The following is a 14,895-nucleotide window of genomic DNA, read 5'->3' on the forward strand; positions in this document are numbered from 1 at the left end:
AACAGAGGACGGGGTGAAACTCCCGTCCCGGGGAGCGCACGAAGACCGCCGCGGCCGGACAAGGGCGGGGTCAGTCGGAGCCGTCGGCCAGGGCGGCCTCGAGCGTGTCGTGGAGGGTGAAGACCGCCTCGGCCCCCGTGATCTCGAACACGCGAGCCACTACCGGCTGCATGGCCACCAGATGCACACCGCCCCCCGCGGCCTCCGCCTTCAGCCGCGCGCCGAGCAGGACGTTGAGTCCCGTGGAGTCACAGAACTCCAGACGCGAGCAATCGACGACAAGCCGGTTGAATCCCTTGTCGAGACAGTCCTCCAGCGGCTCGCGCAACAGATCGGCGGTGTGGTGGTCCAACTCACCCGCCGGGGTCACGACGGCACTGGGGCCCTCTTCCCGTACCTCCACCAGAAGCCGGCCCGACTGGGCACTGCCGACCGTCCCGCGGTCCATGCCGTTTCTCTCTCCCGAGGTCGTGACTGCTTGCTGACGCCCTCGAACACTACGCCTTCCCAGCGCACTCCGACACCCGAACAACCGCACGGAAACGGACATATCCGCACAGAACACACTTGCGGTGGGCTCGGTAAAGCCGGTAGGCCTATGAGGAACACGTAACCCGACACGGCCGGCTTTGGAGGCGCCGCACACCGCAGTGCACGTAATTGGCTTCGGCAGCCGTATGCCGAGAACGATGGAGGACATCATGTCACCCCGGCTCGACGGATCGCGTACCCAAGAAGCGACGTCGACACTCCCTCCGGAACATCTGGATCCCATCGAGCATCTTGACGTAACCGTCGGACACGACGGCGCACTCGCCGGGCTCCCGGACATCCCCGCGTACGACGAGGTCGCTCCGGCGGACGCCCGGGCCCTGTCCAGGACCCTCTTCGAGCGGCTGGAGTCGCTGGAGGAAGGCACCTCCGAATGCGCGTACGTACGCAATACGCTCGTCGAGCTGAACCTCGCCCTGGTCAAGTTCGCCGCCTCCCGCTTCCGCTCGCGCAGCGAGCCGATGGAAGACATCATCCAGGTCGGCACGATCGGTCTGATCAAGGCGATCGACCGTTTCGAGCTGTCCCGCGGTGTGGAGTTCCCCACATTCGCGATGCCGACCATCATCGGCGAGATCAAGCGCTTCTTCCGCGACACGTCCTGGTCCGTGCGCGTCCCGCGCCGCCTCCAGGAGCTGCGGCTCGACCTGGCCAAGGCCGGCGACGAGCTGGCCCAGCGGCTCGACCGCGCCCCCACGGTGAGTGAACTGGCCGAGCACCTCGGCCTGTCCCGTGACGAGGTCGTCGAGGGCATGGCGGCGTCCAACGCCTACACCGCCTCCTCGCTGGACGCCCAGCCCGAGGAGGACGACGCGGAGGGCGCGCTGGCCGACCGCATCGGCTACGAGGACCACGGGCTCGAGGGCATCGAGTACGTCGAGTCTCTGAAGCCGTTGATCGCCGAACTCCCCGCCCGGGACCGGAAGATCCTCTCCCTCCGCTTCGTCGCGGGCATGACCCAGTCGGAGATAGGCGAGGAACTCGGCATCTCCCAGATGCACGTCTCGCGTCTGCTGTCGCGGACGCTCGTAAGGCTGCGCAAGGGGCTCACGGTCGAGGACTGATCCTCGCCGGGTGACGCTTGTCCTCCAGGGGGGCGGTCCGATGTCGGGCCGCCCCCCTTCGGGATCTTCCGAAGGGCCGACGGGCTCGGGGGACGAGGTCTGTTCGGACGCCGGTTCCGGCTCGGGCGCCGAGTCCCCGCTCGGACGGCCAGGCCTGCACGGACAACCAGACCCGCTCGGACAACCAGACCCGCTCGGACGACGAGCCCCGCTCGGACGGCGGCTCCGGCCCCGCGCGCGACAAGCCCCGTCCCCGTCCCCGTCCCCCGCTCCCGCCGGTGCTCGTGCGCTCACACCCTGCGCAGGCCCCGGCGCCACACACCCGCCACCAGCGGCACGCCCGGCCGGTAGGCCAGGTGGACGTGGCTCGGGGCGTCGAGGAGGGTGAGGTCGGCGTACGCCCCCGGGGTCAGGCGGCCGATGTCGTCGCGGCGCAGGGCCGCCGCGCCGCCCGCGGTGGCCGACCAGACCGCCTCGTCGGGGGTCATGCCCATGTCGCGCACGGCGAGCGCGACGCAGAAGGGCACCGAGGACGTGAAGGACGAGCCCGGGTTGCAGTCGGTGGAGAGCGCGACCGTGGCGCCCGCGTCGAGCAGGCGCCGGGCGTCCGGCCACGGGGCGCGGGTGGAGAACTCGGCACCGGGGAGCAGGGTGGCGACCGTGCGGCTGCCCGCCAGGGCGTCCACGTCGGCGTCGGTGAGGTGGGTGCAGTGGTCGGCGCTGGCGGCGTCCAGCTCGACGGCCAGCCGCACGCCCGGTCCGTAGGAGAGCTGGTTGGCGTGGATGCGCGGGTGCAGGCCCTTGGCCCGGCCCGCGGTGAGGACGGCCCGGGCCTGGTCGCCGTCGAAGGCGCCCTCCTCGCAGAAGACGTCGATCCAGCGGGCGTGCGGCGCGCAGGCGTCGAGCATCTCGCCGGTGACGAGGGCGACGTAGGCGGCCGGGTCCTCGGCGTACTCGGGGGCGACGATGTGGGCGCCGAGGAACGTGACCTCGTCGGTGTGGCGGGCGGCGATGCGCAGCGCGCGGGACTCGTCGGCGGTGGTCAGGCCGTAGCCGGACTTGGTCTCGAAGGTCGTGGTGCCCTGCCGCAGGGCCTCCGCGAGGTGACGGGTGAGGCCCGCCTCCAGTTCCGCGTCGGTGGCGGCGCGGGTGGCGGCCACGGTGGTGCGGATGCCTCCGGCGCTGTAGGGGCGGCCGGACATGCGGGCGTTGAACTCCTCGGTGCGGTCGCCCGCGAAGAGGAGGTGGGAGTGGGAGTCGACGAAGCCGGGGATGACGGCCCGGCCTCCGGCGTCGACCCGGTTGTCAGTGGCGGGTGCTTTGCTTGATTCACCGGTCCACGCGACGCGGTCGCCGTCGATGACGACGGCCGCGTCCCGGACCAGTCCGAGGGGGGAGTTGTCACCGAGGGAGGGGTCGTTGGTGACCAGCGCGGCGATGTTGGTGATGACGGTGCTGCTGCTCATGATGTCCGGGGCGTCCTTGCGGGGGCGGGGGCGGGCGGTTACTGCGCGCGGAGGGCCGCGACGGCCCGCGCGAGGGCCTGCGGCACGTCGGGTACGAGGGTGTGCGTCCCGTCGCGTACGACGTGCCGCCCACCCACGACGGTGTGCCGTACGTCCGCTGCCGTCGCGGCGAATACGGCCGTCTCGGCGCCCAGCCCGGGCAGCGGCCCCGCTGTTCTGACCGAGTCGAGGGCGACGGTCGTCAGGTCGGCGCGGGCCCCGGTCGCGAGGGTGCCCACGTCGTCCCAGCCGAGGGCCGCGTGCCCGTCGGCGGTGGCGGCGCGCAGCAGGGCGGCGGCGGTCCAGTGGCCGCGGGTGCGGGTGCGCAGGCGCTCGTTCAGCTCCATGGCCCGTGCCTCTTCCAGCAGGTCGACGACGGCGTGGCTGTCGGAGCCGAGGGAGAGCGGGGAGCCCGCCCGCTGGAGGGCGGCTGCCGGGCCGATGCCGTCGGCGAGGTCCCGTTCCGTCGTGGGGCACATGCAGGTGCCGGTACGGCTGTCGCCGAGCAGGGCGATGTCCTCGTCGGTGAGGTGGGTGCCGTGGACGCCGGTGGTGCGGGGGCCGAGTACGCCGTGGTCCGCGAGGAGCCGGGTGGGGGTGCACCCGTGGGCGGCGCGGCAGGCGTCGTTCTCGGCGGTCTGCTCGGACAGGTGCACGTGCAGCGGGGCCCGCCGTTCCTCGGCCCAGCGCGCCACGGTGGCCAACTGGCCGGCGGGCACGGCCCGTACCGAGTGGATCGCCGCCCCGATCCGTGCGTGATCCCGTTCCTTGAGAACTGCACAGCGTTCCGCCCAGGCCTGCGCCGTCCCGTCGAAGAAGCGGCGCTGGTGGGTGTCGGGGGGCTGTCCGAAGCCGGAGGACAGGTAGCAGGTGTCGAGGAGGGTGATGCGGATGCCGGCTTCGGCGGCGGCCTCGATCAGGGCCTCGCCCATCGCGTTGGGGTCGGCGTAGGGGGTGCCGCCGGGGGCGTGGTGCACGTAGTGGAACTCGCCGACGGCGGTGATGCCGGCGAGGGCCATCTCGGCGTACACCGCGCGGGCGAGGTCGTGGTAGGTCTCGGGGGTCAGCCGGTCGGCGACGGAGTACATGGCCTCGCGCCAGGTCCAGAAGGTGCCGGAGCCCACCTGGACGGTGCCGCGCAGGGCGCGGTGGAAGGCGTGGCTGTGGGTGTTGGCGAGCCCCGGCAGCGTCAGTCCGCGCAGGATCTCCGCGCCGGGGGGCGGGGCCGAAGTGTCCTGCCGTACGGCGGTGATGCGGCCGCCGTGCCCCGCGGCGGAACCGCCGAGGGACACCGTCAGGGTGACGCCCGGCTCGACGTGGGTGCCGAGCCAGGCGTGCTCCAGCCAGTACGTCCGGGTCCGCTCGGTGGAGGTCACGTGCAGGCCAGCCCTTCCAGTACGTCGGCGAGTGCGCTCACCCCGGCCACGCAGTCGTCCTCGGCGGCGTACTCGGCCGGGGAGTGCGACACGCCGGTGGGGTTGCGTACGAACAGCATGGCGGTCGGGATGCGGCCGGAGAGGATCCCGGCGTCGTGTCCGGCTCCGGTGCCGAGGACGGGCACCTTGAGTTCCGTGTCGGTGCCCAGGATGCGGGCGAGTTCGTCGCGCAGGGCGTGGTCGAACTCGACGACGGGGGTGAAGGACTCGCGGTCCACGGTCAGCTCGACGCCGTGGGCGGCGGCGTACTCGCGGGCGGCGTTCTCCACCGCGCCGACCACGGCGTCCAGGCTCTCCTGGTCGGCGGCGCGGGAGTCGAGCCAGCCGCGTACGAGGGAGGGGATCGCGTTGACTCCGTTGGGTTCGACCCCGATCTTGCCGAAGGTGGCGACGGCACCGGCGAGTTCGGCCTCGCGGCGGGCGGCGAGGACGGTCTCGGCGTAGCCCAGCATCGGGTCGCGCCGGTCGGCGAGCCGGGTGGTGCCGGCGTGGTTGGCCTCGCCCCGGAAGTCGAACCGCCAGCGTCCGTGCGGCCAGATGGCGGACGCGATGCCGATCCGGTCGCCGGACAGGTCGAGGGCGCGGCCCTGTTCGACGTGGAGTTCGACGAAGGCGCCGATGCGGGCGAGCCGCTCGGGGTCGGGGCCGAGGGTGTCCGGGTCGTGGCCGGCGGCCTCCATGGCCCGCGGGAGGGTGATGCCGTCCCCGTCGGTCAGGCGGTGGGCCTGTTCGACGGTGAGCGCGCCCGCGGTGAGCCGGGAGCCGACGCAGGCGAGGCCGAAGCGGGCGCCCTCCTCGTCGCCGAAGTTGACGATGCCCAGCGGCCTGGTGAACCGCGCTCCCCTCCCACGCAGTTCGTCCAGGGCGGCGAATGCGGACACGACTCCGAGGGGGCCGTCGAAGGCGCCGCCGTCGGGCACGGAGTCCAGGTGGGAGCCGGTGACGACGGCGTTCCCGGCGGCGGGGTCGCCGAGCCAGGCCCACTGGTTGCCGTTGCGGTCGGTCTCGTGGGTCAGCCCGCGGGCCTCGGCCTGTTCCCGGAACCACGCCCGGCAGTCGGCGTCGGCGCCGGTCCAGGCGAACCGGCGGTAGCCGCCGGAGGCGGAGCCGCGGCCGACCGGCAGCAGCTCCGCCCACATGCTGTGGAAGCTCACGCGCCGTCACCCTCGTGCGGCCCGTCGGCCTCGTGCGGCCCGTCACCCTCGCCCTCACGCATAGGCACCCGCACGCCCCGCTCCCCGGCGACCGACTCGGCGATGTCGTATCCGGCGTCCACGTGGCGGATGACGCCCATGCCGGGGTCGTTGGTGAGGACCCGGCGGATCTTCTCGCCGGCCAGCGCGGTGCCGTCGGCGACCGTCACCTGACCGGCGTGGATCGAGCGGCCCATGCCGACGCCGCCGCCGTGGTGGAGGGAGACCCAGGAGGCGCCGGAGGCGACGTTGACCATGGCGTTGAGCAACGGCCAGTCGGCGATGGCGTCGGAGCCGTCGAGCATGGCCTCGGTCTCGCGGTAGGGGGAGGCGACGGAGCCGCAGTCCAGGTGGTCGCGGCCGATGACGACCGGCGCGGCCAGCTCACCGCTCGCGACCATGTCGTTGAACCGCTCACCGGCCTTGTCGCGCTCGCCGTAGCCGAGCCAGCAGATGCGGGCGGGCAGGCCCTGGAAGCGGACGCGTTCGCCGGCCAGCTTGATCCAGCGGGCCAGGGACTCGTTCTCCGGGAACAGCTCCAGGATCGCCTTGTCCGTCCTGGCGATGTCGGCCGGGTCACCGGAGAGGGCGGCCCAGCGGAAGGGGCCCTTGCCCTCGCAGAAGAGCGGGCGGATGTAGGCGGGGACGAACCCGGGGAAGGCGAAGGCCCGGTCGTAGCCGGCCAGCCGGGCCTCGCCGCGGAGGGAGTTGCCGTAGTCGAACACCTCGGCGCCGGCGTCCTGGAAGCCGACCATCGCCTCCACGTGCCGGGCCATGGAGGCGCGGGCGCGGGTGGTGAAGCCGGCCGGGTCCTTGGCGGCGGCGTCCGCCATGTCCTCGAAGGCCATGCCGGTGGGCAGGTAGGCCAGCGGGTCGTGGGCCGAGGTCTGGTCGGTGACGATGTCGATCGGCGCGCTCATCGCGAGGAGCCGGGGGACGGCGTCCGCGGCGTTGCCGAGGACGCCGATGGAGAGCGGCTCGCGCCGGTCGCGGGCCTCGGTGGCCAGGTGGAGGGCGTGGTCGAGGGAGTCGGCCTTCACGTCGAGGTAGCGGTGCTCGATGCGGCGGTCGATGGCGCGCGGGTCGCAGTCGACGCAGAGGGCGACACCGTCGTTCATGGTGACGGCGAGGGGCTGGGCGCCGCCCATGCCGCCGAGGCCGGCGGTGAGGGTGATGGTCCCGGCGAGGGTGCCGCCGAACTTCTTGGCGGCGACGGCGGCGAAGGTCTCGTAGGTGCCCTGGAGGATGCCCTGGGTGCCGATGTAGATCCAGGAGCCGGCCGTCATCTGCCCGTACATGGTCAGGCCGAGGGCCTCCAGGCGGCGGAACTCCTCCCAGTTGGCCCAGTCGCCGACCAGGTTGGAGTTGGCGATGAGGACGCGCGGGGCCCACTCGTGGGTCTGCATGACGCCGACCGGACGGCCCGACTGGACGAGCATCGTCTCGTCCTGTTTGAGGGTCCGCAGGGTGCGGACCATCGCGTCGAAGGAGCGCCAGTCGCGGGCCGCCTTGCCCGTCCCGCCGTAGACGACGAGCTTGTCGGGGTGCTCGGCGACCTCGGGGTCGAGGTTGTTCTGCAGCATGCGCAGGGCGGCCTCCTGCTGCCAGCCCAGGGCGCTCGGGGTGGTGCCGCGTGGCGCTCGGACAGGGCCGGGGGGCGGCCCGTAGGGCTCCGGCTGAGGGTGGCGACGGGAGGCGGGCGGGCGGGGTCCGGACATGGTGGCCTCCTGGTGGCTTGCTCCCGACGGATTGTTACAGCGGCTATTCATATCCTGGTTGCGTGAATAGAACTAGTCAATACGCCCGTGTCCCGGCGCGGTCCCCTCTCGGGTGTTTGGCTGGATGTGCGGCGCACGCAGCCAGGCTGGATGTGCGGGGCAGGCACCCAGGAGTGCGGGCGGACGACCTGGAGCGGAGGACCGCGTGAGCGAGGGCACGGACGTGAACGACGGCACGGGCGTGAGCGGTGACCCCGGCGGCGGGACGGAGCGGGCCGCGCGGCGGGACGAGGCGGTACGGGCGGCCGTGGAGCAGGGGCTGCTCGGACCCGGCACGCCGATCGTCGGGCTGCTGGACGTCGCCGGGATCAGGGAGTCGGCGGCGGCGCTGCGGGCGGCGTTCGAGGCGGTGGCGGCGCCCGGGACGCCCGTACTGCACGCCTTCGCGGTGAAGGCCTCACCGCTGGTGCCGGTGCTGCGGCTGCTGCACCGGGAGGGCATCGGCGCGGAGGTCGCGAGCCCGGGCGAGCTGGCGCTGGCGCGGGCGGCGGGGGTGCCGCCGGAGCGGACGGTGCTGGACTCCCCCGCCAAGACGCCGGGTGAGCTGCGGGAAGCGCTCGGGCTGGGCGTCGCGGTCAACGCGGACAACCCGCAGGAACTGGAGCGCATCGACGCCCTGCTGGCCGAGGGGGCGAGCACCTCCCCGCTCGGTGTCCGTGTCAACCCGCAGGTCGGCGGGGGTTCCATCGAGGCCCTGTCGACGGCGACGGAGACCTCGAAGTTCGGGGTGGCGCTGCGCGACGAGGGGGCGCGCGAGTGGGTGGTGCGGGCGTATCTGGCGAGGCCGTGGCTGACCCGGCTGCACGCGCACACGGGGTCCCAGGGCATCCCGCTCTCCCTGATGGCCGGGGGCGTGGCCGAGACCTACGCGCTCGCCGAGGAGATCAACGGCCGAGCCGGGCGCCGGCAGGTCGACACGCTCGACATCGGCGGCGGCCTGCCGGTGAACTTCGCGTCGGACGAGACGGCACCGACGTACGCCGACTACGCACGTGTGCTGCGCGAGGCGGTGCCGGGGCTGTTCGACGGGCGGTACGGGCTGGTCACCGAGTTCGGGCGGTCGCTGCTGGCCAAGCACGGCACCGTCGTGGCGCGCGTGGAGTACGCCAAGAGCGCCGGGGGGCGTCCGGTCGCGGTGACGCACGCGGGCGTGCAGGTCGCGACGCGGACGGTGTACGCGCCGGGCGCGTGGCCGCTGCGGATCACCGCGTACGACGGCAAGGGGCTGCCGAAGGAGGGGCCGAACGTGGTGCAGGACGTGGCGGGGCCGGCCTGCTTCGCGGGGGACCTGCTGGCGGTCGGGCGCGCGCTGCCGCCGCTGGAACAGGGGGACTACGCGGCGGCGCTGGACACGGGGGCGTACTACTTCGCGCACCACTACGCGTACAACTCGCTCGCCCGTCCCGCGGTCCACGGTTTCGTGGGGCGCGCAGACGGAGGTGTCGCCTTCGCGACCGTCCGGGAGGCCCAGACGGTCGAGGAGATCGTGGCCGAGGCGGGAGGGGAGCACGTCACCGCGCTGACGGACGCGGCCGGCCGCGGGTGACTGCGGCGGTTCGTGGACCACCGGTCCGTGGCGGCCGGTCGCGCCCGTCCGGCGGAGCCGCTCCGGTCACGGCCCCGCCCCCCGGGAGGGCGCTGCGCCGAGGCCCTCGTTCAGACCAGTGCGGCCGGCCTGCGCCGCGCGCCGCCCGGGGCTGCGTCGCCCGCCGCGATGCCGGTGCCGCGGTAGGCCTTGACGGCCTTGGCCGCCGGGCGGCCGAAGCCGCGGGAGAGCCAGTCCACGCGGACCCACAGCAGGGCGTCCTCGGCCTGTTCGCGGCGGCCGATCCAGGCGGACTTCAGCCACAGGCCCGCGCCGCAGCCTGCCATCAGCAGCCCTGCGGCGGCGGGGACGGCGAAGGCGCTGCCCAGCGCGGCGAGGAAGGCGAGGAGCAGCCACCAGCGGTGGCCCCGACGCCAGTTGCGTACGGTCACCGCGCGGTCCTGGAGCACGTCGTGCTTGCCCGCGCGGGCGGCCGAGCGGGCCAGGGCGGTGTACCGCCGTCGGCGCACGCAGGCCACCACGGCCGTCGCGACGACGAACAGCGCGGCACCGGCCAGTAGCCCGATCCGGCGTCCGGTCAGCCCCGGCACCAGCGCCCCGATGCCCGCCGCGAACACGCCCAGCCACCACAGCGGTGCCGCCCCCGCCCGTACGACGACGGCGACCCGAGCCAGTCCCTGTCCTCCGCGCGCCACGTCCGGCCTCCTGTCCCGTTCTTCGCTTCCCGCGATGCGTCCGAAGGGTGTGCGGAGACGGAGGTTAGCGGGGGAAGGTGAGACGAGTCTGAGAACACGGCCGCCGACGCCGGCCCGCCCACCGCCCTTCCCCACGAACCGCCGCCCGCCGAGGCCACCGCTCGACGAACCCGCCACCCGGCGAACCGCCGGCCGACGAACCGCCGGCCGACGAACCGTCTGCTGACGCATCGTCGGCTGACGTGCCGTCGGCTGACGTGCCGTCGGCTGACAAACCCGGCCGACGAACCATCGGGCGCCGCACCGTCGGGCGCTGCCCGGTCACTCCACGAAGAGCCCCCGCGCCGCCGCCTTCGCGTCGAACTCCTCCAGTCGGGCCTGCGCGTCCGGCAGCCCGTCGCACATGGCCTCCAGCAGCATCCGGCCGAGCAGCATCGGCGCGCAGGCGGTGTCGAAGGCGAGGCCGGTGCCGACGGCGGCGGGCAGCAGCAGGTCGGACACCTTGGCGACCGGCGCGAAGGCGGAGTCGGCGACGGTCACGACGGTGAGCCCCGCCTCCCTCGCGTGGGTGAGCGCGTCGACGACCTCGCGCGGATGGCGCGGGAGGGCGAAGCAGAGCAGGGCCGTCGCCCCGGCCCGGGCGGCGGCGTCGACGCGGTCCTGGAGCATCGTGCCGCCCTCGTCCAGCAGCCGGACGTCCGGGTGGACCTTGGCGGCGAAGTAGGCGAAGCCGTGCGCCTGGGCCGCCGCCGCCCGCAGCCCGAGGACGGGCAGGGGCCGGCTCCCGGCGAGCGTCCGGCCCGCCTCCCGCACCGGCCCGGGGTCGGCCAGCGCCTCGGCCAGATGGCGCAGGTTCTCGATCTCGGCCGCCACGGCCTGCTGGTACTCGTTGCAGGAGCCGGTGTCCGGCACCGGTTCAGCGGGGGCCACCTCGCGCAGATGGCGGCGCAGCGCCGGATAGCCGTCGAAGCCGAGGGCGACGGCGAAGCGGGTCACGGACGGCTGGCTGACCCCGGCCAGCTCGGCCAGTTCCACGCTGGACAGGAAGGGCGCGTCGGCGGCGCGCCGCACCATGCTGTGCGCGATGCGCCGCTGGGTCGGCGTCAGCCGGTGCCCCTCGAAGAGGGCCTGCAGCCGCCCGGCCGGACCGTCGGTACCACGCGCCCCGCCCGGCCCGCCACTTCCGCCACCGCCGCTCCAGCCACCGCCGCTCCCGCTGCCGCCGCTCATCACGCGCTCCCCCTCGACCTATTCACCTTCCCCGACTTCTGCATACCGTTATACAGCCAGGCGGCGCGGAGGCGGCGCGGAGGCGGCGGGCACCAGGTCGAACACCCCTGCGAGTCATCGCGCGCCGGCTCGCCCCACCGGCCTCCCCCCGCCGAGAACGGGGGCTAACCCCAGTGCCGCCGACGCCGCCGCTGCCTACCGTGGGCGGCATGACGGCATTGGACGGGCGGGACACCGACCTCAAGAAGGAACTCGACGCCACTCTGCAGACCCGCAGGGAGCTGGGTGAGGAGTACGAGTCCGCACTGGTCGACTCGTTCCTGGAGAAGGTCGACCAGCGCATCGACGGAGTGGTCGAGCGCCGGGTGCGCCGACAGCTCGCCGAGCAGCAGATGACCGCGGCCCGGGACAGCCGGTCGCCGAGGCCCACGGACTCCTTCGGCGAGCGCTTCGGCTTCGGCATCGTGTCGCTGGTGCTGGCGGTCCCGCTGTCCGCGATCGGCGGCGGCGTCGCGGGCCTCCCCGGGCTGCTGGTCGCCTGGGCCGGGATCGTCGGGGTCAACGTCGTCCAGGTCGCGCGGACCAACCCTGGGCTGTTCGCTCGACGGCGGCGCGCCGAGCGGGACGACTCCTGGAAGGACTGACGGCGCCTGGAAGGACTGAGGGAGTACTGCGCGGGGACCGCCGCACCCCCATCGCTGGGGGGCGGGACGACGGCGGTCCCCGCGGGGGACGCGCGCGGTACCGGGCCTCACGGCCGGGGCGGCGCGTCCTGGCGTCGCTGGAGGTCCGGGAGCCGCTCCGGAAGGTCCGTGACGCCGTTCGGTGCCGGCCGGGTCGGGGAGCCGCTCCCTTCCCGCCGACACCCCTCACTGTGCAGGGCCCGTGTTAAGCGTGTGCTGCGCGGACGTGACGCGCGCGTACCACTTCCGCGAAGTCCACGAAGATCACCGGCAGCCCGGGTCCGTCCCCGGAACGGCCGGTTCATCCGCGGTCCACCACCGCTTACCCGCAGCGCCCGCAGCACCCGGCCACCTGCCGGTGTTCCCGCCGTTGGCCGCTACTTCCCGCTCCTCGCGAGGAAGGACAGCAGGTCCTGACGGCTCACCACACCGGTCGGCTTGCCCTCGACGAGGACGATCGCCGCGTCGGCGGCGCCGAGCACGGCCATCAGGTCCGCGACCGGTTCCCCGGAACCGACCTGCGGCAGCGGGGCCGACACGTGCTTCTCCAGCGGGTCCTCCAGCGAGGCCCGCTTGGCGAACAGGGCGTCCAGCAGCTCGCGCTCCACGACCGACCCGACGACCTCGGCGGCCATCACGTCCGGGTGGCCGGCGCCGGGCTTGACGATCGGCATCTGCGAGACGCCGTACTCGCGCAGCACCTCGATGGCCTGGCCGACGGTCTCGTCCGGGTGCATGTGGAGGAGGGAGGGGATGTGGCCGCCCTCCTTGTGGTTCAGGACGTCGGCGACGCGGGCGCTGGGGCCGGCGTCCTCCAGGAAGCCGTAGTCGGCCATCCACTCGTCGTTGAAGATCTTGCTGAGGTAACCGCGTCCGCTGTCCGGGAGGAGGACGACGACCACGTCGTCCTCGCCGAGCCGCTCGGCCACCTCCAGCGCCGCGACGACCGCCATGCCGCAGGAACCGCCCACCAGCAGGCCCTCCTCCTTGGCCAGGCGGCGGGTCATCTGGAAGGAGTGCTTGTCGGAGACGGCGACGATCTCGTCGGCGACGTCGCGGTCGTACGCCGTCGGCCAGAAGTCCTCACCGACGCCCTCGACGAGGTACGGCCGTCCGGAGCCGCCGGAGTAGACCGAGCCCTCGGGGTCGGCGCCGATCACCTTGACCGCGCCGTCGCTGGCCTCCTTGAGGTAGCGCCCGGTGCCGGAGATGGTGCCTCCGGTGCCGACACCGGTCACGAAGTGCGTGATCTTCCCGCCCGTCTGCTCCCACAGCTCGGGGCCGGTGGAGTGGTAGTGGGAGAGCGGGTTGTGCGGGTTGGAGTACTGGTCCGGCTTCCAGGCGCCCGGGGTCTCGCGGACCAGCCGGTCGGAGACGTTGTAGTAGGAGTCCGGGTGCTCGGGGTCGACGGCCGTCGGGCACACGACGACCTCGGCGCCGTACGCGCGCAGGACGTTGATCTTGTCGGTGGACACCTTGTCAGGGCAGACGAAGATGCACTTGTAGCCCTTCTGCTGGGCCACGATCGCGAGGCCCACGCCCGTGTTGCCGCTGGTCGGCTCCACGATGGTGCCGCCGGGCCGGAGCTCTCCGCTCTTCTCCGCGGCCTCGATCATGCGCAGGGCGATGCGGTCCTTCACCGAGCCGCCCGGGTTGAAGTACTCCACCTTGGCCAGGACGGTCGCCCTGATGCCCTGGGTCACGCTGTTGAGCCGCACCAGCGGGGTGTTGCCGACGAGGCTGATCATCGAGTCGTGGAAATGCACCGTGGTCTCCGGATGCTGCAAAAGGTGTGGTCGTTGTCGGTGCGGCCAGCCTATGGCCTGCGGGCCCGCTGATGCCCCGTGAAGGTCGTTCACTCCTCGTTGAGATTGGGCGACCGTCCGTACGGGGCAAGACGTGGGTGTACGGGTTGGAGGAGGTGGCGGCGACGTATGACGAGCATGTCGAGGGCGAGGGTGGCCCGGCGGATCGCGGCCGGCGCGGCGTACGGCGGCGGCGGCATCGGGCTGGCCGGTGCGGCCACGGTCGGTCTGCTGCTGGCGGAGATGCAGCTGGCCAGGCGCCGGGTGGGTATCGGCACACCCGACCGGGTGCCGAACGCGCAGGGGGTCTACGGTGACGCCCCGCCCACGGCCGGTGAGCCGCCCCTGCGGCTGATGATGCTGGGGGACTCCACGGCCGCCGGGCAGGGCGTGCACCGGGCCGGGCAGACGCCGGGCGCGCTGCTGGCGTCGGGGCTCGCGGCGGTGGCGGAGCGGCCGGTGGAGCTGGGCTCGGTCGCGGTGCCGGGGGCCTGCTCGGACGACCTGGACCGGCAGGTGGCGCTGGTCCTCGCGGATCCGGGGCTGACCCCCGACATCTGCGTGATCATGATCGGCGCGAACGACGTCACCCACCGCATGCCGGCGACCCGCTCGGTCCGGCACCTGTCGGGGGCGGTACGGCGGCTGCGTACGGCCGGCGCGGAGGTGGTCGTCGGCACCTGCCCGGACCTGGGCTCCATCGAGCGGGTGCGGCAGCCGCTGCGCTGGCTGGCCCGGCGGACCTCGCGGCAGCTGGCGGCGGCGCAGACCATCGGCGCCGTGGAGCAGGGCGGGCGCACGGTGTCGCTGGGCGATCTGCTGGGCCCGGAGTTCGCCGAGAACCCGCGGGAGCTGTTCGGTCCCGACAACTACCACCCCTCCGCCGAGGGGTACGCCACGGCCGCGATGGCGGTACTGCCGTCGGTGTGCGCGGCGCTCGGCCTGTGGCCGGACGAGGAGGAGCGCCCGGACGCGCTGCGCCGGGAGGGTTTCCTGCCGGTGGCCCGGGCGGCGGCCGAGGCCGTGGCCGAGGCGGGCACGGAGGTCGCGGCGGCGATGCCGTCGGGGCCGCGGGGACCCTGGGCGCTGCTCAAGCGCCGGCGGCGGCGCCGGGTGTCCGAAACAGAACCGGCGGCCTCGGCGCAGCCGGGGTAGGGCGGGGCACTCGGGGAGCACGCGTCCGCCCCACGACGAGGACGCCTGCCTGCCGACGCGGGCGGGGCACTCGGGGAGCGCGCGCCCACCCCCACAACTCGGACGCCGGCCCACCACCCCGGGCGGAGCGCTCGGGGAGTACACGCCCGCCCCACGACGTGGGCGTCGGCCTGCCGACGCGGGCGGGTCGACGGCCATCCGCCGCGCGACCCGCACCTCGGCCCGCCGCGAGACCCGCACCCCCGGCTCACCA

The 14,895-nt window shown here is 73.7% G+C and carries 12 protein-coding genes; 4 read left to right on the forward strand and 8 right to left on the reverse strand.

Annotation, left to right across the window (positions count from 1 at the left end):
* Positions 1-70: 70 nt before the first annotated feature.
* Positions 71-448 carry an STAS domain-containing protein gene (locus ACVV2G_RS20425; RefSeq protein ID WP_453844172.1) on the reverse strand — a complete coding sequence of 126 codons (378 nt, stop codon included), beginning with the start codon at positions 446-448 and terminating at the stop codon, positions 71-73.
* A gap of 253 nt (positions 449-701) precedes the next feature.
* Here ACVV2G_RS20425 and ACVV2G_RS20430 point away from each other — a divergent pair, with 253 nt between their 5' ends.
* Positions 702-1,616 (forward strand): RNA polymerase sigma factor SigF, encoded by a 915-nt coding sequence (locus tag ACVV2G_RS20430; RefSeq protein WP_453844173.1) that lies wholly within the window; start codon positions 702-704, stop codon positions 1,614-1,616.
* Between the two features lie 290 nt (positions 1,617-1,906).
* On the opposite strand, the gene hutI is transcribed toward ACVV2G_RS20430, so the two are convergent.
* From hutI to hutU, 4 genes are read right to left on the reverse strand one after another with little or no spacing between them, the layout of a single operon-like run.
* Positions 1,907-3,082, reverse strand: a complete 1,176-nt coding sequence (hutI, locus tag ACVV2G_RS20435) for an imidazolonepropionase (protein ID WP_453844174.1) — start codon at positions 3,080-3,082, stop codon at positions 1,907-1,909.
* Positions 3,083-3,120: 38 nt separating this feature from the next.
* The gene (locus ACVV2G_RS20440; protein WP_453844175.1) at positions 3,121-4,497 is read right to left on the reverse strand and encodes a formimidoylglutamate deiminase; all 1,377 of its coding nucleotides are present in this window, start codon (positions 4,495-4,497) and stop codon (positions 3,121-3,123) included.
* Positions 4,494-5,711, reverse strand: coding sequence for an allantoate amidohydrolase (locus ACVV2G_RS20445; protein WP_453844176.1), 1,218 nt, complete (start codon positions 5,709-5,711; stop codon positions 4,494-4,496). The genes ACVV2G_RS20440 and ACVV2G_RS20445 overlap by 4 nt, the downstream gene beginning before the upstream one ends.
* Positions 5,708-7,468 carry a urocanate hydratase gene (hutU, locus tag ACVV2G_RS20450; protein ID WP_453844177.1) on the reverse strand — a complete coding sequence of 587 codons (1,761 nt, stop codon included), beginning with the start codon at positions 7,466-7,468 and terminating at the stop codon, positions 5,708-5,710. Before hutU ends, ACVV2G_RS20445 begins: the two co-directional genes overlap by 4 nt.
* Before the next feature lie 223 nt (positions 7,469-7,691).
* Between hutU and ACVV2G_RS20455 the strand changes: the two genes are divergently transcribed.
* Positions 7,692-9,074 (forward strand): type III PLP-dependent enzyme domain-containing protein, encoded by a 1,383-nt coding sequence (locus ACVV2G_RS20455; RefSeq protein ID WP_453844199.1) that lies wholly within the window; start codon positions 7,692-7,694, stop codon positions 9,072-9,074.
* A 110-nt stretch (positions 9,075-9,184) separates the two neighbouring features.
* On the opposite strand, the gene ACVV2G_RS20460 is transcribed toward ACVV2G_RS20455, so the two are convergent.
* Entirely contained in the window at positions 9,185-9,769 is a 585-nt protein-coding gene (locus tag ACVV2G_RS20460; RefSeq protein ID WP_453844178.1) for a hypothetical protein, read from the reverse strand.
* 321 nt (positions 9,770-10,090) lie between these two features.
* A complete protein-coding gene (locus ACVV2G_RS20465; RefSeq protein WP_453844179.1) occupies positions 10,091-10,999 on the reverse strand; it encodes a MurR/RpiR family transcriptional regulator in 909 nt (302 codons plus the stop codon).
* Between the two features lie 209 nt (positions 11,000-11,208).
* Between ACVV2G_RS20465 and ACVV2G_RS20470 the strand changes: the two genes are divergently transcribed.
* Positions 11,209-11,643, forward strand: a complete 435-nt coding sequence (locus ACVV2G_RS20470) for a hypothetical protein (RefSeq protein WP_453844180.1) — start codon at positions 11,209-11,211, stop codon at positions 11,641-11,643.
* Positions 11,644-12,059: 416 nt separating this feature from the next.
* Here ACVV2G_RS20470 and ACVV2G_RS20475 read toward each other — a convergent pair whose 3' ends face one another.
* Positions 12,060-13,448: a cystathionine beta-synthase gene (locus ACVV2G_RS20475; protein ID WP_453844181.1), complete on the reverse strand. Its 1,389-nt coding sequence runs from the start codon at positions 13,446-13,448 to the stop codon at positions 12,060-12,062.
* A 168-nt stretch (positions 13,449-13,616) separates the two neighbouring features.
* Between ACVV2G_RS20475 and ACVV2G_RS20480 the strand changes: the two genes are divergently transcribed.
* Positions 13,617-14,642: an SGNH/GDSL hydrolase family protein gene (locus tag ACVV2G_RS20480; RefSeq protein WP_453844183.1), complete on the forward strand. Its 1,026-nt coding sequence runs from the start codon at positions 13,617-13,619 to the stop codon at positions 14,640-14,642.
* The last annotated feature ends 253 nt before the right edge of the window (positions 14,643-14,895 follow it).

The sequence above is a fragment of the Streptomyces sp. JK94 genome (genome assembly GCF_053613315.1).